Below are 20,232 nucleotides of genomic sequence, written 5' to 3'. Positions count from 1 at the left end.
ATCAGACAGCGTATTGAGGGTTGCACAGATGTCAGTCGCTACCAGGTTTATCGATGATCAACCGGCACGGGTTGCCCCGGCGCCGGTCGAGACGCTCTACCAGTTCGACGAGTCGCCCTTGCTGGCGCGCCAGAGTCGCCAGGAGTCCAACGCCCGCAGCTACCCGCGGCGCATTCCGCTGGCACTCAAGCGCGCCAAGGGCATTCATGTCGAAGACGTCGAAGGACGGCGTTTCATCGATTGCCTGGCAGGCGCTGGCACGTTGGCGCTGGGTCACAATCACCCGGTGGTGATCGAAGCGATTCAGCAAGTCATCAGCGACGAATTGCCGTTGCACACGCTGGACCTCACCACGCCGGTCAAGGATCAGTTCGTGCAGGACCTGTTCGGTCTGCTGCCCGAAGAACTGGCTCGTGAAGCGAAGATTCAATTCTGCGGGCCGACCGGCACTGACGCGGTGGAAGCCGCGCTGAAACTGGTGCGCACGGCGACTGGACGCAGCACCGTACTGTCCTTTCAGGGCGGTTACCACGGCATGAGCCAGGGCGCGCTGAGCCTGATGGGCAGCCTGGGTCCGAAGCAGCCGCTGGGTGCGCTACTCAGTGCCGGCGTGCAGTTTCTGCCGTATCCCTACGACTACCGCTGCCCGTTCGGGCTGGGCGGCGCGCAGGGCGTGAAAGCCAACCTGCATTACCTGGAAAACCTGCTCAACGACCCGGAAGCCGGTGTACAACTGCCTGCAGCGGTGATTGTCGAAGTGGTGCAGGGCGAGGGCGGCGTGATTCCTGCTGACCTCGACTGGCTGCGTGGCGTGCGTCGTATCACCGAGAAGGCAGGCGTGGCGTTGATCGTCGACGAAATCCAGAGCGGTTTTGCCCGCACCGGCAGGATGTTCGCCTTCGAGCACGCCGGAATCATTCCGGACGTGGTGGTGATGTCCAAGGCCATCGGTGGCAGCCTGCCGCTGGCGGTCGTTGTCTATCGCCAGTGGCTCGACACCTGGCTGCCGGGCGCGCATGCCGGGACTTTCCGTGGCAACCAGATGGCCATGGCCACCGGCTCTGCGGTGATGCGTTATCTCAAGGAACACAACATTTGCGCGCACGCGACCGCGATGGGCGCGCGGCTGGTTGCACACCTGCGCGAGCTGCAGCGTGATTTCCCGCAACTGGGCGATATTCGCGGACGTGGCTTGATGCTTGGCGTTGAACTGGTCGACCCGGCCGGTACGCGTGACGCTCAGGGTCATCCGCCGGTGTTTGCACGCCTGGCGCCGCTGATCCAGCGCGAATGCCTCAAGCGCGGGCTGATTCTGGAACTGGGTGGTCGGCACGGCAGCGTCGTGCGCTTCCTGCCGCCACTGGTCATCACCGCCGAACAGATCGACGAAGTCGCCGGCATCTTCGGCCGCGCGCTGAACGCCGCAGTCGCTCAGCTTTAATTTTTCGACGTAGCGATACGTTCAATCCCTATAGCCGCCATGAATTGGCACGGCGGCGCTGAACCCTCATGGAGAGCAACAATGACTTCAGTATTCGACCGGGAAGACATCGTCTTTCAAGTGGTGGTCAACCACGAAGAACAGTACTCGATCTGGCCCGACTACAAAGCCATTCCCAACGGCTGGCGCACCGTGGGCAAGAGCGGCTTCAAGAAAGAGTGCCTGGCCTACATCGAAGAAGTCTGGACCGACATGCGCCCCCTGAGCCTGCGCCAGAAGATGGACGCGCAGACGGCGGCGAGCCACTGATCAAGTCGGATTAACGATCGTGCCCATGCTTCGCGCTCGTCGTTATACACAGGTCCGCCTCGACACTGATCGTGCCCATCGCTGCGCGTGGGCATGCCGCCCGTGACGCTCCGCGTCACACATGGCACAGATTGCGGATTCAGTGAGCCGAGCGCATGACGTGGATAACGCTGGAGCTTGGGCACACATCTGCGCCACATTCGAGAGCGGACGCGGAGCGGTCCTGAGCGGCATTCCCATGCGGAGCGTAGGAACGATCAGCGTGATCTGAAGCACGCCGATCATGCCCATGCTTGTGCTCAGCGTTATGCCCGAGTCTTGCTGCGACCACGGACTGTGGGAGGCGGCTTGCCGGCGATACTTTTTCTGAAGCGACCTATCAGTGACTGAACAGACGCCATCGCCGGCAAGCCGCCTCCCACGGGGTATGCATTCAGCCAGGGACGCTCTGCGTCCCATGGGTCAGGCGACGCCAATCACTCAGGCCGATGATTCAGTGCAGGCACTCAGACGCGGAGCGTCCTGAGAGCATTACCACGCGAAGCGTGGTAATGCTCAGGGGATATCAATGAGCGCGACTGCGCCCAATCAGTATCACTTCAGCGCCCCGATGATCTGCTCGATATCCCCCTGCAATTCCGCCAGCGGATCAGCGCCATCGATCCCCAGTACCAGCAACTTGCTGCCTGCCTCGTCAATCGCGGCCTTGACCGGCTCGGGGGGCTGGCGGTGGTCGAGTACCAGGGCCACGTCGTTGTCCTTGAGAGTCTTCGCCAGCTTCTGCACCGCTTCTGGCGTCCATTGTTCGTCGGTCAATGCCAGGTTGTCGATCAGCTCCAGATTCAACCCGCTGACCAGATAACCGAACCGGTCCGACAGGCTCACCACGCTCAGGTTGTCGGCGCTGGCCAGACTCGCTTCGCTGCTGGCGCTGAGTTTGAGCAGTTGCTGCTTGAGCGCTGCCAGATTGCCCTCGATCTTCGGCTTGGCGGCGGGCGCCAGTCGCACCAGGTCTGCCGCCATGACGTCGGCCATGCGACCCATGTTGTTGCTCGCCAGCCACGGCTGACTGTTCAGGCCATCGACACCTTGCCCCGGCTGAACCGCGATGCCGGGCAGGCTGCCGTCCACGGGACGCGCGGCGTCGATCTCAACGATACGAATGTTGCTGCGGCGCGCATTGGGGTAGAGCGGGTCATCGGCCCAGATCGAGCGCAGCCCGATCACCGCATCAGCGTTGACCGCCAGCCCACGCAATGCCTCGGCACCACGCCCGGTGAAGTAGGCAGTCTGGCGAGAGCCGGGCAGGTTGGCTGCTGCAGCCCGCTCCAGCACTACGCCGCTGTCCTTGAGCAGAATCTGCCCCAGGCCATAGGTGATCGGCAGGCTGGCGAGCACGCGTACCGGCTGGGCGGATTGCGCTGTGGCATCAGCCGCAGAGACGGCATTGCAGAGCAGGCCGGTCATGGCCAGCGCGAGGGTCATACGTCGCAGAGTGAACATTTATCCGATATTTCCTTTGAGGCTGGGCACCGTGCCGCGAGCGATGGCGGCCAGGGCGAACGCGACGCCGGCCACCAGAATGATCGCTGCGCCGGAAGGTACAGGCAGGTCGAAGACGATGGGCAGCAGAATGCCGCACAGGGTGCTGACGGTCGCAATCGCCACCGAGATCCAGAAGAAGCCCTTCAGCGACTGGCTCAACAGGCGAGCAGCGGCGGCTGGAATCACCAACAGGGCGCCGACCAGAATCGCGCCAATGACCTTCACCGCCGCCACAGTGATCAGCGTCACCAGAATCACGAACAGGTAATCCAGCGTCTTCACCGCCACGCCACGCACAGCGGCCAGCTGCGGATTGAAGCTGGCCAGCATGATGCGGTTGTACAGCGGCAGGCTCAGGCCCATGACCAGCGAGCCGACGATCAGCAGCACCAGCAGGTCATTGCCGTTGACGGTCAGTACCGAGCCAAACAGCACGTTTTCCAGGATGTGCACGTTGATCTTGCCTGCCAGCACCAGCAGCAGGCTCGCACCCAGCGCCAGCGACACCGACAGGAACACGCCGATCAGCGTGTCGGGCGCTAGGCCGGTGCGGTTGCGCAGGTAATTGAGCACGATGCCGAACAGCAGGCAGTAGCCGAACAAACTGCCATATGGGCCGGTGTAAGGCTCGCCGAGCAGGATGCCGATGGCCACGCCCGTCAACGCCGCATGGCCTACCGCTTCGGAGAAGAACGCGAAGCGCTTGACCACCACCAGCGTGCCCAGACCACCCAGCACCGGACCGATCAGCAACCCGGCAAGCAAGGCATTGACCACGAAGCCGTAGGCCAGCGCTTCAGGCAGATAGCCGGACGACGCCAAGCCTTGAATGAACAGTCGAAAGCTCTCGTAATCCATCACGCAGCGCTCCCGTTCTTGACGTCTGCCGCACGCGGATGCGCGGAAAACAGGGTCAGCAGCCGTTCCGGCGTGAGCGCTGTTTGCGCCGATTCATCGAACAACACCCGACGATTGAGTCCGGTCACCTGATCGGCGAGCCGCTTCACGGCTTCCAGATCGTGTTCGATCCACAGCACCGTAATTCCGGCTCGACGCCAGTCGCCCAGCAGGCGTTCGAAGACCTGAATGCCGGCTTCATCCAGCGCCGACATCGGTTCATCCAGCACCAGCAGCTGCGGAGCCGGAATCAGGCCCTGCGCCAGCAACACACGCTGGCGTTCGCCGCCCGACAGCGCGCCCATGCGGCGTTTGCGCTTGTCCTGCATGCCGACCCGCTCCAGTGCTTCGCCGATGGCCGCAGCGTAGTGCTTCGACAAGCCCAGAAAGGCAGGGCGTCGCTGGCACATGGCGGCCATGAAGTCATCGACGGTCATCGGCAGGCCGCGGTCGAATTCCAGCGCCTGTGGCACATAGCCGATCAGGCCGGGCGAGCCGGGCCATTGCAGGCTGAGCTGGCCCTGATGCGGGGTCTGGCCAAGCAGTGTCTTGATCAGCGAACTCTTGCCGCCGCCATTGGGGCCGACCAGTGCATGCAAGCTGCCTGCCCGCACGTTGAAGGTGATGCGATCAAGAATCGTGGTGCGGCCCAGCGTCAGGCTCACGTCGCTGAATTCAATGCCAGGCCCCTGATGGGTGATCTCAAGGTTTTGCGCAACCGTCATGCGCCTGCCTCCTGAATCGCCCGGACCACGGTGTCGAGGTTGCCGGCCATTTCCTTTTCGTACTTGTCGGCGCTGTATTCGCCATAGGAGATGTGCGACAGCGGGTACAGCTTGACCCCGGACTCACGCTGGATGGTGTCGACGTAGGTGGACGGGAAATCCATTTCCGAGAAGATCACTTTCACGTCCAGCTCACGCAATTGATCGATGGTTTTCTTCAACTGGCTCGGGCTCGGTTCGATGCCATGGGCCGGTTCCACCACTGCCGTAACCTCAAGGCCGAACTCGCGCAGCAGGTAATCGTAGGCGGCATGCACCGTGGCCACACGCAGGTCGGCGTTGGGTGCCTTGGTCAGCTTGGCCAGGGCATCGGCACGCATCTGTCGCAGGCGTTTGCCGTAGGCGCGGGCGTTGGCGGTGTAGGTCTTGGCGTTGTCCGGGTCGAGCTTGCCCAGTTCACGGGCGATGTTGTTGACCTGTGCGATGGATGCGCTGATCGACAGGAAGGTGTGCGGGTTGACCACCTTGCCCGCGCCGCGTGCAGCAACACCGGTGGCAGCCAGCAACGGCACGTCGGCGTTGGCTTCGATGGTCTTGATGTCCGGCTTTTCGCTGGCGGCGATCATGCGGTCGGCAAAGTCGTCATGGCCGACGCCATTGAGCACGACCACATCCAGCGAACCGATGCGCTTGATGTCCTCGGCGCGAGGCTCATAGGCGTGGGGATTGAAACCCGCTGGAATCAGCGGTACGACCTCGGCCTTGTCGCCCACGATATTGGCCACGTAGCTGTAATACGGGTGCAGGGTGATGCCGATGCGCAGGCGCTTGGCCGGGTCGGCGGCGTGGCTCAGCGGCGTCATCAGCGTGGCGCACAGGCCGATCAGCAGAACACGCAGCAAGGGGCGGCGTTTGAAAAAATTAGGCATGGGCGAGCGATCTTCTCTGATGATTTCAGTGCTGATGCTGGCGAGTGACACCAGCGTCGAATTGCGCGACAACCTGCTGCCAGCCTGCGCCGATCAGGGTCTTGTCACTGAGGTCGGCCGGTGCCGCCGTGGCCTTGCGGTTGATCCAGATGTCGGCCTGAGCGTCAGACGAGGTGCCCACCCGCATCAGGAACGAGCCCGCCACCGTCGGCGTCTGGCTCAGCCCCAGATAAGACTGCTCCAGCATCTGCCACGCATGGGCGCCACGGCTCACGGAACTTGCGTCTTCAGCGAACGGCGCAAAACCTTCCTCGCCCAGTTGCTGCGGCGTGACCGGCGTTGATTGCTCCTGAGTCAGCAGGCGGATTTCATCCAGCGTCACGCGCAGGTCGGCATAGATGCCCTGTTCGGCTGCCGTCAGGTCGCGACGCGCATCGAGCTGATGGCTGGCGACACTGTGGTCGTCCTGACGCTCACCGTGCAGGCTGACGACACCTGCTGCAGCCGCCAGAATCACCAGACACAACAGGAGGACGTAGAGGGTTTCATGCCCGGCACCGGCCGGCCGTACGATCTGTCGGGTCGGCGCGCTCATGGGGCCGGGATGTCCGCTTGGTCGATCTCCACGACATGGCCGGGACCGGCATCGAACAGCACGTAGAACTCGGAGGCGGGGCGCTTGAAGGTGACGGTGGAATCCTCACCCAGCTTGCCGGGCACCAGAATGGTCTCGTCATAGCCGATCACATCCAGGGTCACACCCGGCGCGCCGCTGCCATCAGAGAAACCGCCGGTGCAGCGGATCTGTTCATTGTCGATCTGTTTGCACTCACACATCGGGTTATGGGCCTGCACGTTGGCGCTCAGGCCAAGGCCGATCAGGCAGAGCGCAGCGGCCGTCAGCCGCCGGAGGGAGAAGCGGGCGTTCATGGTTTGGCTCCTTGTTTTTTCAGCCAGGCCACGGTGGTGGGCGAGGCCTGTTGCAGGGGAATGGAGGTTTGATGCACGGAACCGTCCCAGCCTTCCATGGTGATCCACAGTTCCGAGTCGGGGCTGGTGGTTTCCGGGATCTGCATGAAGGCGCCCATGCGATAGCCGCCGCCGAAGAAAATTACCCCGGCGGTGCGCAGGTTGCGGGGCTTGCCGATGCGCAGGTAAGTCGCCTTGACCCGATCGATGCAGGCGTTGCATAGCGCGGCATTGAAACTTTTCATGTAGCCCGACGCACCGGACAGACGCGGCGCTTCGTTGCGGTCTTCGGCCAGACGCAGGCTCCACGGGCCGACCTTGAACTCGCCAATCTCCCGCTGCCCGAGGCCCGTGTCGCCGCGATCCAGCGCGTTGTCGGCAAAGTATTTGGGCATGAAACCCAGCGGAATCAGGATCAGCAGTACGTTGATGTGGAAACGCCATTTGTGCCAGAAACGGCTCAGTGACGAAGCGGGTTGCGCGACAGCGGCCTTGCTCACAGGTTGTTCTCCGGGGTGCCGGTCGCCAGCGGCGGCCGAGGGGTTTGCCGGGTGGAAAGCGGTTGGATTCTGTTCTCGCGCTTCAAGGCATTGAGCGTGGCCAGTGCGGTGCGCTTGCTCCAGATCAGCAGGCCGCTGAGCACCATCATGCTCAGCACCAGACCGAAGAACGCCCAGATCAGCTTGATCCAGATGCCGCCGAAGTCGCCGGTGTGCAGCGGACGCATGGACTCGGTCACGAACTCCAGCTTGTTGCGGTCCGACAGCAAATGAGAGGCGGCGATCTCACCGCTGTACGGGTTGATCTCGGCGGTCTGGTACATCAGCGGATACCAGCTGCGGCCGCCGACCTGCAGGTTGCTGTAGGCGTTGAACGGCGGTGTGATGAAACTGGCTTCCAGGCCTGGAATGCGCTCCTTGGCGATTTCCACGGCCTTTTCCAGGCTGATGGTCGGTGCCGGGCTGCCATCGGCGGTCAGCGGCACCGCGCTGTGGGGAATGATCGAAGCGACCTGGGAACGGCTGGAGATACTGATCTGGTTGTCACCGAGGATTGCCTGAATCAAAAACCAGGTGCCGGTGATGGAAATGACCGCAATGAACCAGATCGACCAGACACCACTGAGCCGGTGCAGGTCGCCCCAGAAGATCCGTGGTCCCTGGCTGAAGCGCAGCGGCTTGAAAAAGCCTTTCCAGAACTTCTTGTAGACCACCAGCCCGGTCACCAGCGACGCCAGCAGCGGCAGGCCGAGAATGGAAACCAGATACCAGCCCCACGAGTAGCCATTGGTGAACGGCACCAGCCACCAGCCATGCAGGGCGCGGGTGAAGCGGCGGAAATCGAACGACGGCGTCAGGCCCTGAATCACCCCGGTATACGGATTGACGTAGGCCGGGACTGAACGGCCGTCGGGGTAAGTCACGAACACGCTGAGGGCAAAATAGTCGCCGTCGGGCTGCATGATCGTGCCGACGATCAGGTCCGGCTCGTTACGCTCGAGGGTGGCGCGAATCTGCTCGAAACTCATCCGCTCGGCCGTGTCCGAAGGCGGGTTGTCACGTATTTCCGGCATCGCCAGCCACATGATTTCCTTGCTGACCACAGCCAGGGTGCCGGTCACACAGACAATCAGCACGAAGAACCAGATGGGCAGGGCCAGCCAGCTGTGGACGAGAAACCAGATTTTCGAGCGGGATTTCTTCGACATGGGTAAACGGTCTCGATTCACGGTATGGAGCGGCCTTCAGTCAGGCATGGGCTCTCTGTGGGGCAATATCTGAAAAACGGGCGCGGTTCTACCGACAGGCCCTGCATCCAGTTAAAGACGAATGAGAATACGAAAGATGTAGTTTTTTCTCGCGCTTAAATGAAAGGAAATGTTTCAGAGCAGGTTTTGGGGAGGGTGAATGTCGTGTGCCGGCTAATTTTCCGCCCGCCGGTTACGTTCAATCTGGACATTGGCGTTGCGTCCGGCCGCAGGGGATCAGGCGCTTTTGCCATCAAGGGAGAGTCATCATGAGTCATGCGTTGAGTTTGGATATCCGGCCATTGCTGGCGGGGGCGGGCACATTGCCAATGCTGGTACAGGCGCCCGAGCCAGGTCTGGACTTGATGGAAGCATTGGGCGAATTCAAGCCGCTGGTCGCAGAACACCTTTATCGCGCCGGGGGCATTCTGTTTCGCGGCTTCGACGTGGGCGGCCCTGAAGTGTTTCGCGAGTTTGCTGCTGGCTTCGGCGATCCGCTGCTCAATTACGAATTCGGTTCCACGCCGCGCAGCAACGTGACCAAAGGTGTGTACACCTCCACCGAATACCCGGCGCACCAGAGCATTCCGCTGCACAACGAGCAGGCCTACACCCTGGAATGGCCGATGAAGATCTGGTTCTACAGCATGATTGCCGCGCAGACCGGCGGCGAAACGCCGATTGCCGACAGCCGGGAGATCTACCGCCGCATTCCGGCGCGCATCCGTGACCGTTTCATCGAAAAGAAACTGATGTACGTGCGCAATTACGGCAATGGGCTGGACGTGGAATGGAGTCAGGTGTTCAACACCGAAGATGAAAGCGTGGTCGAAGCCTACTGCCGCGCCCACGCCATCGAGTGCGAGTGGAAGGACGACGGCGAACTGCGCACCCGGCAGATTTGTCAGGCGGTGTCGCGCCATCCGGTCACTCAGGACACGGTCTGGTTCAATCAGGCGCACCTTTTTCACATCTCCAACCTGCAGCCGGAAGTGCGCGAAACCCTGCTGGACGTCGTGGACGAGGAAGACCTGCCGCGCAATGTGTACTACGGCGACGGCTCGGCCATCGAAGAGACCCTGCTGGACGAGATTCGCGGCGCGCTGGACGACTGCACGGTGAGTTTCCCGTGGCTGGAAAACGACGTGCTGATGCTCGACAACATGCTCACCGCCCACTCCCGCGCCCCGTTCACCGGCAAGCGCAAAGTGGTGGTGGCCATGGCGCAGGGGCATTCGGACAAATAAGCGCCGGGTTCCTCGTCTACTGCGTAGAAGATGACTTCAAGCGAGCGCTCGGTCTGCGCCATTTGTGACGCGGAGCGTCACGGGACGCATGCCCACGCGGAGCGATGGGCACGATCAGTGTACGTTACTGATCGTTCCTCACGCTCCGCGTGGGAATGCCGCTCAGGACGCTCCGCGTCCGATCTGCAAGACGCACCGGAGCATCTGCCAATACCCTCAAAACCTTTCTAAATATTTCCCCGCCAATTCGTTCTTGTTGAGACGGCCGCGCCACACGGTCAGCCCCATTCAGCAAGGACATGCCCCCATGAACCCCGAACACGCCCAGAAACTCGCTCGCCGTTTTGTCGAGTTACCCTTGGAAAAACGTCGCTTGTTTCTCGACGGTATGCGTCGTGAAGACATGGATTTCTCGTTGTTCCCGATTCCGTCGTGCGAAGGGCTGGCCGAGCGGGACGGGCTGTCTTATGCGCAACAGCGCATGTGGTTTCTCTGGCAACTGGACCCGACCAGCGCGGCCTACAACCTGCCGATGTCGGTGTGCCTGAACGGCGCGCTGGAGCTGCCGCTGCTCGAGCAGGCCTTCAGCGCGCTGGTCGAGCGCCACGAGAGCCTGCGCACGACCTTTGGTCAGGAAGGCGACCGGGCGTTTCAGCGCGTCGCGCCGGCGGCTCCCGTCCGTATCGAATTGACTGACCTGAGTGCAATGCCTGTCGATCAGCGCTGGGCTGCGGCGCGTCAGGCCATGGCCGAGCAGGCGGTGCAGGCGTTCGATCTGCAACACGGGCCGCTGTTCACCTTGCGCGTCTTGCGCCTGGCCGGGCAGGAGCATGTGCTGCTGCTCAACCTGCACCACATGATCACCGACGGCTGGTCGATGAATGTACTGATCGACGAATGGCTGCGAGGCTACGACGCGCTGGTCGCCGGTCAGCCGCTTCCGTTCCAGCCGCTGGTCGTGCAGTACCGCGACTACGCCGTGTGGCAACGCAGCTGGCTGGAAGCGGGTGAGCAGGCACGGCAGCTGGATTACTGGCGCGCGCATCTGGGCGATGAACATCCGGTGCTGGAGCTGCCGACCGACCGTCCATACCCGGCCTTGCCCAGCCACGAAGGCGCACGCCTCGAACTGGCGCTGGAGCCCGAATTGTTGCGCAACCTTAAAACCCTGGCCCAGCGTCAGGGCGTGACGCTGTTCGTGGTCCTGCTCGCGACCTTCAAGAGCCTGCTGCACCGTTACAGTGGACAGACCGATATCCGGGTCGGCGGGCTGATTGCCAACCGCACCCGCAGCGAAACCGAAGGGCTGGTCGGCTGCTTCATCAACACCCAGGTGCTGCGCAGCGAAGTCACGGCACAGACGCGCTTTGTCGATCTGCTGCAAACCGTGGCCAAAGCCTCGACCGGCGCACAGTCGCATCAGGAATTACCCTTCGACGCGGTCATCGACGCGCTCCAGCCCGAGCGCAGTCAAAGCCACAATCCGCTGTTCCAGGTGATGTTCAATCACCAGCCGGTGGTCGCCGATCTGCTCGACAAGCCACTGGCTTGCGGTCTGCGTGTGGCCAACCTGCCTGCCGAGCAACAGGCACTCGCCCAGCGCTCCCATGCCGCAGCCAGCGACCTGATGCTGGCCACCAGCGGCGAAGGCGAGCAGTTGAACGCCGCGTTCACTTACGCCACCGACATCTTTGACGCGGCAACCATCGCCCGGTTGGCCGCGCACTGGCGCAACCTGCTGGTGTCGGTCTGTGCCGACCCGCTGCAAACCGTGTCGCAACTGTCGATGCTGGCGGCAGAAGAGCGCGCGCTGTTACTGGACGTCGATAACCTCATCAAAGCCGATAGCAGCACGCCTGCGCACCAACTGTTCGAAGCGCAGGTCAGGCGTACGCCCGATGCCATTGCGCTGATCCTCCCTCGGCACGGCGACTCGCCGAGCCTGACCTACGCCGAACTGAACGCACGCGGCAATCAACTGGCCCGACGTTTGCGCGAACGCGGCGTAGGGCCGGATGTGCTGGTCGGTGTGGCGCTGGGGCGTTCGCTGGATACGCCCGTAGCGCTGTTGGCCGTGCTCAAGGCGGGGGGCGCTTACGTGCCGCTGGACCTGTCGGCGCCGAGCGAGCGTCTGCGGCATGTCATGGACGACAGTGGCCTCAAACTGCTGCTGACCCACAGTGACCGTCTCGCCGCTTTGCCGATGCCTGAGGGGCTCGATTACCTGTGCATCGATGAAGTCGACAACATGACGACCGACATAAGCGATCTGCATGTCCCTGTCGATCCGGCCAGCCTCGCGTATGTGATCTACACCTCCGGCTCCACCGGGCGGCCCAAGGGCGTGGCGATCAGTCATGGAGCGCTCGCCGAATTTGTGACCCTGGGTGCCGATTACAGCGACTTGCGCGAAGGCGACCGGGTGCTGCAATTCGCGACCCACAGCTTCGACGGCTTCGTCGAGCAGTTCTACCCGCCACTGTGCCGAGGCGCCGCCGTGGTGCTGCGTGACGAACGTGTGTGGCACAGCGCGACCTTCCATCAAACAGTCGTCGAGCATGGCGTGACGCTGGCCGACTTGCCCGCAGCCTACTGGCTCACGCTGGTTCAGGACTTCGCCGCCAGTCCGCCTGCGCATTACGGCGCGCTGCGGCAGATTCATGTGGGCGGCGAGGCCATGGCCATCGAAGGCTTGCGTCTGTGGCGCGACGCAGGTCTGGGTCATGTGCGCCTGCTCAACACCTACGGCCCGACCGAGGCCACTGTGGTGTCGAGCATTCACGATTGCAGCGCGTTGACGCCGGAAGCGGTGTCCTGGCGTGGCGTGCCGATTGGTCATGCACTGGCCGGTCGTCGTCTGTATGTGCTCGACGACGATCTGAATCTGCTGCCGCAAGGCGCGGTGGGCGAGTTGTACATCGGCGGGCCGGGATTGGCGCGGGGTTATCACGGCCAACCGGGTCTGAGTGCCGAGCGCTTTGTCGCTGATCCGTTCGTGGCGGGGGAGCGCCTGTATCGCACTGGCGACCGCGCCCGGCAGCGTCTCAATGGCGCCATCGAATACATCGGTCGAGTCGACCATCAGGTGAAGATTCGTGGCTTCCGCATTGAGCTGGGAGAGATCGAGTCGCGCCTGCAACAGTGTCATGACGTGCGCGAAGCCGTGGTGCTGGCCGTCCCTCTGGCGAGCAGCACACAACTGGTGGCGTACATCGTGCCGCAAGCCGCGACCGTCAGCGAAGCCGAGCAACTGACGTTGCGCCAGCGCATCAAGGCCGAGTTGCAGGCCAGCCTGCCGGATTACATGGTGCCGACCCACCTGCTGCTGTTGCCGACCCTGCCGCTGACGCCCAGCGGCAAACTGGATCGCAAGGCCTTGCCCGCGCCGGACGTCAGCCAGTTGCAGGCCCGATATCGCGCGCCGGTCAGCGAGGTGGAAGTCTGCCTCGCCGCCATCTGGCAGGAAGTCCTGCATGCGCCGAGGGTCGGGCTCGATGATCACTTCTTCGAACTGGGCGGCCATTCGCTGCTGGCCGCGCAAGTCATTGCCCGTATCAAGACGCAACTGGGCGTCAGCCTGCCGCTGCGCGTGCTGTTCGAAAAACCGGTGCTGGACGATTTGTCTGCCGAGGTCGCGCTGCTGACCGCCAATACCCCTGACAACGACTGGAGCAACATGGACCAGTTCATGGATTCGCTGGAGGAATTTGAAGCATGACCGGGACCACTGCTGCACGTATCGCGAAGCGCTTTGTCGGCCTGTCGCTGGAGCAACGCCGACAGTTTCTCGCCCGGCTGCGTCAGGACGGCAAGGACTTCAGTCTGCTGCCGGTGCCGGTCAGTCGCCACGATTTCACTGCGATCCCGCTGTCCTTCGCTCAGCAACGCCTGCTGTTCCTCTGGCAGCTCGATCCGTCGAGCGATGCCTACAAGATGACCACAGGCCTGCGTCTGCATGGCACTCTGAACGAGACGGCGCTGACCCGCGCATTCGACCATCTGATCGAGCGTCACGAAGTGCTGCGCACGGTGTTTCAGACCGACGGCGACCAGCCGCTGCAAGTGGTGCTGAATGACCAGCACGTGGCGCTTGAGCGCATCGATCTGTCTGCGCTGGACAGCGAACAGCGCGACGCCGAACTGGCCCTGCAGGTGGCGACGGTCACTGCGCAGCCTTTCGATCTGCGCTTAGGTCCTTTGCTGCGTGCCCATCTGTTCCGTCTGGGCAGTGACGAGCATGTGCTGGTGGTGTGCATGCACCACATCGTCTCCGACGGCTGGTCGATGGACGTGATGATTCAGGAGTTCGTCCACGCCTATCAGGCGTACAGCGAAGGCCGCGAGCCGAGCCTGGCGGCGTTGCCGCTGCAATACGCCGATTACGCGATCTGGCAACGCAGCTGGCTGGAGGCGGGCGAGGGCGAGCGGCAACTGGCTTACTGGCGCGATCAGTTGGGCGACGAACAACCGCTGCTCGACGCCGCACAGGACTTCCCGCGGCCGGTCGCGCAGAGCTATCAGGGCGAGCACCTGCGCTTTGATTTCGGTGCCGACCTCTCGCGTCAGCTCAATGCCTTTGCCCGCGCTCACGGCATGAGCCTGTTCATGCTGGTGCTGGCCGGTTTCTCGCTGTTCCTGTCGCGCAAGGCCGGGCAACGCGACATCCGCATCGGTGTGCCCAACGCCAATCGCGGCACGGCCGAGACGGAAGGGCTGATCGGCTTCTTCATCAACACCCAGGTGCTGCGCTGCCAGGTGGACGAACGCCTGAGCTACCGCGATCTGCTGGCTCAGATCCGCGACACCTCATTTGGCGCACAGGCCCATCAGGACGTACCGTTCGAACAACTGGTCGACCATCTCGCACCCGAACGCAATCTGGGCCACAACCCGCTGTTCCAGGCCAAGTTCAACCAGAACGTGGTGCTCAAGCAGAAGACCGCGCTCAGGCTACCGGGTCTGCAAGTCAGCGAGTATCCGTTCGATAAACAGGGCGCGCACTTCGACCTTGCACTGGACATCACCGACGACGGCACGCTGATTCACGGCGACCTGGCCTTTGCCAGCGACCTGTATCGCCGCTCTACCGTCGAGCGTTTCGTGCCCGAGTTGCTGGCACTGTTCCAGACCCTGCTGGCTGCGCCCGACGCGCCGCTGTTCAGCCTGGGCGCGTTGGCCGTCGAGCAGGCACCATGTCCGCTTGAGCCCGCGCTGTCCGTGCTGCAGCAGTGGGATCGTCAGGTCGAACGGCAGCCGCATACGCTTGCGGCCCGTTATCTGGACTGCACATTGAGCACGCTGGAGCTGGATCAGGCCGCCAATCAACTGGCCCGCCATCTGATTCGGCTGGGCGTACAGCAAGGCCAGCCGGTCGCCGTGCTGATGGAGCGCTCGCTGGAGTGGCTGACGTCAGTGCTGGCGATCTTCAAGGCCGGTGGCGTTTACATGCCGCTGGATGTGAAGGCACCGGATGCGCGCCTGCAGCAGATGCTTGTCAATGCGAAAGTCAGAGTAGTGCTGTGTGCCGAAGGCGATGCGCGGGCCAAGTCGCTGAAAGTCGAGGGTTGTCAGGGCGTCAGTTGGACGCCTGCGGTGTGGCAGGATTTGCCAGCCACTACCCTCGACTCGACGCTTGCCGCCGAGTCGCCTGCCTACGTTATCCACACCTCCGGTTCCACCGGCCGGCCCAAGGGCGTACTGGTCAGCCACGGCGCGCTGGCCAGTTACGTGCGGGGTCTGCTGGACAGGCTGCAACTGGCTCCCGAGGCGAGCATGGCGCTGGTCTCGACCATCGCCGCCGACCTGGGCCACACCGTGTTGTTCGGTGCCTTGTGTTCCGGTCGCACCCTGCACGTGCTGCCTGAAGCGCTGGGTTTCGACCCGGACGGTTTTGCCCGTTACATGGCCGAACATCAGGTCGGCGTGCTGAAGATCGTGCCCGGCCATCTGGCGGCACTGATGCAGGCCAGCCAGCCCGCCGACGTGCTGCCCCAGCATGCGTTGATCGTTGGCGGTGAAACCTGTTCGTCGGCGCTGGTCGAGCAGATTCGCCAGCTCAAACCGGAATGCCGGGTGATCAACCATTACGGCCCGAGCGAGACCACGGTCGGGGTGCTGACTCATGAAGTGCTCGTCTTCGACCCGATGCGTCCGGTTCCAGTGGGTAAACCTTTGCCGGGGGCGCAGGCGTATGTGCTGGATGACGTGCTCAACCTGAGCGACACGCAGGTGGCGGGCGAGCTGTACATCGGCGGCGACAGCGTGGCGCTGGGTTATCTCGGACAACCCGGGCTGACCGCCGAACGCTTCGTGCCGGACCCGTTTGCGCAGGATGGCGCTCGGGTCTACCGCAGCGGCGACCGCATGCGCCGCAATCATGAGGGACTGCTGGAATTCATCGGTCGCGCCGACGATCAGGTCAAGGTGCGCGGCTATCGGGTCGAGCCTGCCGAAGTGGCGCGGGTGCTGCTGGCGCTTGAAACGGTGAGCGAGGCCTGCGTGCTGCCGCTGCCGATGGAAGGTGATGAGTCGCGCCTGCAACTGGTGGCGTATTGCGTAGCGTCTGCCAGCGCTGAAATCTTGCGCGAACAACTGTCGACAAGGTTGCCGGACTACATGGTGCCCGCGCAGATTGTGCTGCTCGACCGCCTGCCGCTGACCGCCAACGGCAAGCTGGACAAGCGTGCCTTGCCCAAGCCGGGCGTGGTGCAGCAGCGCTACACCGCGCCGGTCGGCGAGGTCGAGGAAAAGCTCGCAGCGGTCTGGGCCGACGTCTTGAAGCTGGAACAGGTCGGCAGCACCGATAACTTCTTCGAACTGGGCGGCGATTCGATTCTCAGTCTGCAGATCATCGCCCGCGCCAAGCGGCAGGGCATCAAGCTCAGCCCCAAGCAGTTGTTCGAAAAACAGACCATTGCCCAATTGGCGTCGGTCGCCAGGCTGATTCAGAAAAAGCCGGTGGCAACGGTGGAGCAGAGCAGCGGTACGCTCCCCTTGCTGCCGATTCAGGCGCGCTTTTTCGAACTGGAGATCGCCGAGCGACATCACTGGAATCAGACCGTGATGCTCAAACCGCAAACGGTACTCGACGCGACATTGCTGCAAGGCGCGCTGACTGCGCTGATCGAACAACATGACGCCTTGCGCCTCGGCTTCGTTCAGCAGGACGGCCAGTGGCACGCGAGCTTTAATGCGCACGACTCGCGCAATCTGCTGTGGATTCATGAACTGGACAATCGCGAGCAGCTGACCGAGCTGGCCGACAAGGCCCAGCGCAGTCTGAATCTGCACACCGGCCCACTGCTGCGCGCCGTGCTCGTGAACTTGCCGCAAGGCGAGCAACGCCTGCTGTTGGTCATTCATCACCTTGCTGTGGATGGCGTGTCATGGCGTGTGCTGCTGGAAGACCTGCAACAGGGTTATCAGGCGTTGGCGGCTGGTCAGCCACTGACATTGCCCGCAAAAACCAGCGCGTTGCAGCGCTGGGCCGAACAGTTGCAGCGCTATGCACAGAGCGACGCGCTCTCAACCGAGCGTGATTACTGGCTGCAGGCCCTGCAGGGCACCGATCAACCGCTGCCACGCGACAACCCGCAAGGCTCGCAGCGCAACCGCGATGCGGCCCACGCATCGTCCTGGCTGAGCAGGGAGCTGACGCATCAGTTGCTGAAAGTCGCGCCGTCGGCCTATCGCACTCAGGTCAACGACCTGCTGCTGACCGCGCTGGCGCAGGTGCTTTGCGAGTGGAGCCGACAGCCGTCGATGCTGATCCAGCTGGAAGGACATGGCCGCGAGGACCTGTTCGACGACATGGACCTCAGCCGCACAGTCGGCTGGTTCAGCAGTCTGTTTCCGGTCCGGCTGACGCCCCGGCCCGCGCTGGGGGCGAGCCTGTGCGGCATCAAGGAACAGCTGCGAGCCGTGCCGAACAAGGGCATCGGTTATGGCGTGCTGCGTTATCTGGGCGAGCCATCGTTCGCCCGCCAACTGGCTGAACTGCCCGAAGCGCAGGTCACGTTCAACTACCTGGGCCAGTTCGATGGCAGCTTCGACAGCAAGGACGCCTTATGGCTGCCCAGTTCAGACAACACGGGTGTCGCGCTCGACGAGGACGGCCCGCTGGCCAACAGTCTGAGCCTCAACGGCCAGGTGTTCGATGGCCAGTTGCAGATGAACTGGACCTTCAGCCGCGAGCAATACCAGCCCTCGACCATCGACGCGCTGGCGCGTCGTTACGAGCAGGCCCTGACCACCCTGATCGAACATTGTCTGGCCGGGCATCAGGGCGTCACGCCGTCGGACTTCCCGCTGGCCCGCGTGAGTCAGGCGCAGCTTGATCGTCTGCCGATGCCTGCCAGCAACGTTCAGGACGTCTACCCGCTGGCTCCGATGCAGCAGGGCATGCTGTTTCACAGCCTGTTCGAACAGGACGCGGGTCATTACATCAATCAGCTTCGCGTGTCCGTAAGCGGGCTGGATGTGCCGCGTTTCAAGGCGGCCTGGCAGTCTGCCGTGGACGCCCATGACGTGCTGCGCAGCAGTTTTGTCAGCCATGCAGAGCAGTCGCTGCAAGTGGTGCAGCGTCAGGCCGATGTGCCATTTGTGGTGCTGGATGCGCGTGGCAAGCCGGATCATTGGCTGGACGACTGGGCCAACGATGACCGTCAGCGGGGCTTCGATCTGGCCAAGGGGCCACTGCTGCGTCTGGCACTGCTACAGACCGGCGAAGACAATTATCAACTGATCTACACCAGCCATCACATCCTCATGGACGGCTGGAGCAGCTCGCGCCTGCTGGGCGAAGTGTTGCAACGCTACAGTGGCCAGACACTTCCGAAACAGGCCGGGCGATATCGCGACTACATCCAGTGGCTGAGCGCTCAGGACGCTGATCTCAGCCAGCGTTTCTGGACGCAGCAACTGGCCGAACTCGACGAGCCGACCCGGCTGGCGCAAGCGCTCAAGTCGTCGCCGAGCGGGCAGGGGCATGCCGATTACGTGCAACTGATCGATGCCGACGGCACCCGACGCCTGACCGAGTTTGCCCGTGAGCAACGCGTGACCCTCAACACGCTGGTGCAGTCGGCGTGGCTGCTGGTGCTGCAACGCTACACCGGTCAGTCGAGCGTGACATTCGGCGCCACCGTGGCCGGACGTCCGTCGGATCTGCCAGGCGTCGAGGAACAGCTCGGTCTGTTCATCAATACCCTGCCGGTCATCGCCAGCCCGCGCCCAGAGCAGACCGTTGCCGACTGGGTGCAGCAGGTGCAGGCGAAAAACCTCGCGCTGCGCGAACATGAACACACGCCGCTGTACGACATCCAGCGCTGGGCGCGGACCGGCGGCGAAGCGCTGTTCGACAACATTCTGGTGTTCGAGAACTACCCGATGTCCGAGGCGTTGCAACGTGCACCGGACGGTCTGACGTTCAGCGAGCTGCGCAATCAGGAGCAGGCGCATTACCCGCTGACACTGGTGATCGAGGCTGCCGACGTGCTGTCGGTACGCTTCAGTTACGACCGTCAGCACTTCAGCGCCGAAGCCGTCGCGCAACTGGCTGCGCACTTTGATCACTTGTTGCAAAGCCTGAGTGCCGAACCTTCGGCCTGCCTCGGTGAATTGTCGCTGCCGGTCGGCTGGACGCAGGCTGTGCAGGTCTGGCCGACCACGCAGTGCGCTCATCAGCGTTTCGAGGCGCAGGCTGCAGAAACACCGCAGGCCCTCGCCCTGAGTCTGGGTAGCGAGCAATTGAGCTACGACCAGCTCAATCAACGGGCCAATCAGTTGGCCCACAAACTGCGCGAGCAGGGTGTCGGCCCTGACGTGCGCGTGGGCCTGTCGGCCGAGCGCAGTCTGGAGATGATCGTCGGCCTGCTGGCAATCCTCAAAGCCGGTGGCGCTTACGTGCCGCTGGACCCGGATTACCCGCAGGACCGGCTGAGTTTCCTGATGCAGGACAGCGGTATTGAGCTGCTGCTGACTCAAGGTCATCTGATGAATGGCTTACCGGTTCCGGCGAACGTGCAGTGCCTGCTGATCGAGACCTCGTTGGATGGCTACAGCGCCGAGAACCTGATCAACCACACGACGCCGGACAATCTGGCGTACGTCATCTACACCTCAGGCTCGACCGGCAAGCCCAAANCTCGCACACCACAACCTGATGCGCCTGTTCGCCGCCACCGATGAGTGGTTCGCCTTCAACGAACGTGACGTTTGGACGCTGTTCCATTCCTTTGCCTTCGACTTTTCGGTCTGGGAAATCTTCGGCGCGCTGCTGCATGGCGGCCGACTGGTGATCGTGCCCCGTGAAACCAGCCGCTCTCCGGAAGACTTCCACGCCTTGCTGGTCGAGCAGCAGGTCACTGTGCTGAACCAGACGCCGTCGGCGTTCAAGCAGTTGATGCACGTGGCCTGCGAGAGC

Annotated in this window: 12 protein-coding genes and 1 pseudogene; 5 read left to right on the top strand and 8 right to left on the bottom strand. The window is 62.9% G+C overall.

Going from position 1 to position 20,232, the window contains the following annotated elements; genetic code table 11:
- Positions 1-28 precede the first annotated feature (28 nt).
- Positions 29-1,441, top strand: a complete 1,413-nt coding sequence (locus tag AO065_RS20285; protein ID WP_004881199.1) for an aspartate aminotransferase family protein — start codon at positions 29-31, stop codon at positions 1,439-1,441.
- A gap of 81 nt (positions 1,442-1,522) precedes the next feature.
- On the top strand, positions 1,523-1,750 hold the full coding sequence (locus AO065_RS20280) for an MbtH family protein (protein ID WP_004881201.1): 228 nt from the start codon (positions 1,523-1,525) through the stop codon (positions 1,748-1,750).
- A gap of 594 nt (positions 1,751-2,344) precedes the next feature.
- On the opposite strand, the gene AO065_RS20275 is transcribed toward AO065_RS20280, so the two are convergent.
- The 8 genes from AO065_RS20275 to AO065_RS20240 are packed head-to-tail and all read right to left on the bottom strand — an operon-like array spanning position 2,345 to position 8,523.
- Positions 2,345-3,253 (bottom strand): metal ABC transporter solute-binding protein, Zn/Mn family, encoded by a 909-nt coding sequence (locus AO065_RS20275; RefSeq protein WP_004888013.1) that lies wholly within the window; start codon positions 3,251-3,253, stop codon positions 2,345-2,347.
- Entirely contained in the window at positions 3,254-4,153 is a 900-nt protein-coding gene (locus tag AO065_RS20270) for a metal ABC transporter permease (protein WP_004888015.1), read from the bottom strand. It abuts the gene before it with no gap.
- A complete protein-coding gene (locus tag AO065_RS20265; RefSeq protein WP_004888017.1) occupies positions 4,153-4,917 on the bottom strand; it encodes a metal ABC transporter ATP-binding protein in 765 nt (254 codons plus the stop codon). Before AO065_RS20265 ends, AO065_RS20270 begins: the two co-directional genes overlap by 1 nt.
- The gene (locus AO065_RS20260; RefSeq protein WP_032652510.1) at positions 4,914-5,846 is read right to left on the bottom strand and encodes a metal ABC transporter substrate-binding protein; all 933 of its coding nucleotides are present in this window, start codon (positions 5,844-5,846) and stop codon (positions 4,914-4,916) included. The genes AO065_RS20265 and AO065_RS20260 overlap by 4 nt, the downstream gene beginning before the upstream one ends.
- 25 nt (positions 5,847-5,871) lie before the next feature.
- Positions 5,872-6,441 carry a DUF6162 family protein gene (locus AO065_RS20255; RefSeq protein WP_004888021.1) on the bottom strand — a complete coding sequence of 190 codons (570 nt, stop codon included), beginning with the start codon at positions 6,439-6,441 and terminating at the stop codon, positions 5,872-5,874.
- On the bottom strand, positions 6,438-6,776 hold the full coding sequence (locus tag AO065_RS20250; protein WP_004888023.1) for a hypothetical protein: 339 nt from the start codon (positions 6,774-6,776) through the stop codon (positions 6,438-6,440). Before AO065_RS20250 ends, AO065_RS20255 begins: the two co-directional genes overlap by 4 nt.
- Positions 6,773-7,315 (bottom strand): hypothetical protein, encoded by a 543-nt coding sequence (locus tag AO065_RS20245; RefSeq protein WP_004888024.1) that lies wholly within the window; start codon positions 7,313-7,315, stop codon positions 6,773-6,775. Before AO065_RS20245 ends, AO065_RS20250 begins: the two co-directional genes overlap by 4 nt.
- Positions 7,312-8,523 (bottom strand): PepSY-associated TM helix domain-containing protein, encoded by a 1,212-nt coding sequence (locus AO065_RS20240; protein ID WP_004888027.1) that lies wholly within the window; start codon positions 8,521-8,523, stop codon positions 7,312-7,314. Before AO065_RS20240 ends, AO065_RS20245 begins: the two co-directional genes overlap by 4 nt.
- Before the next feature lie 308 nt (positions 8,524-8,831).
- Between AO065_RS20240 and AO065_RS20235 the strand changes: the two genes are divergently transcribed.
- The 3 genes and pseudogenes from AO065_RS20235 to AO065_RS20225 all read left to right on the top strand — a co-directional run.
- On the top strand, positions 8,832-9,809 hold the full coding sequence (locus AO065_RS20235) for a TauD/TfdA family dioxygenase (RefSeq protein WP_004888029.1): 978 nt from the start codon (positions 8,832-8,834) through the stop codon (positions 9,807-9,809).
- Positions 9,810-10,116: 307 nt separating this feature from the next.
- Positions 10,117-13,527 (top strand): non-ribosomal peptide synthetase, encoded by a 3,411-nt coding sequence (locus tag AO065_RS20230; protein WP_004888030.1) that lies wholly within the window; start codon positions 10,117-10,119, stop codon positions 13,525-13,527.
- Positions 13,524-20,232: pseudogene (locus AO065_RS20225) on the top strand (amino acid adenylation domain-containing protein); the annotation flags it as partial. The gene AO065_RS20230 and the pseudogene AO065_RS20225, both read left to right, overlap by 4 nt.

The sequence above is a fragment of the Pseudomonas viridiflava genome (assembly GCF_001642795.1).
In the GTDB taxonomy this organism is placed as follows: domain Bacteria; phylum Pseudomonadota; class Gammaproteobacteria; order Pseudomonadales; family Pseudomonadaceae; genus Aquipseudomonas; species Aquipseudomonas viridiflava.
The sequence above is the reverse complement of the archived record's forward strand: the minus strand, read 5'-3'. Positions and strand labels throughout refer to the sequence as shown.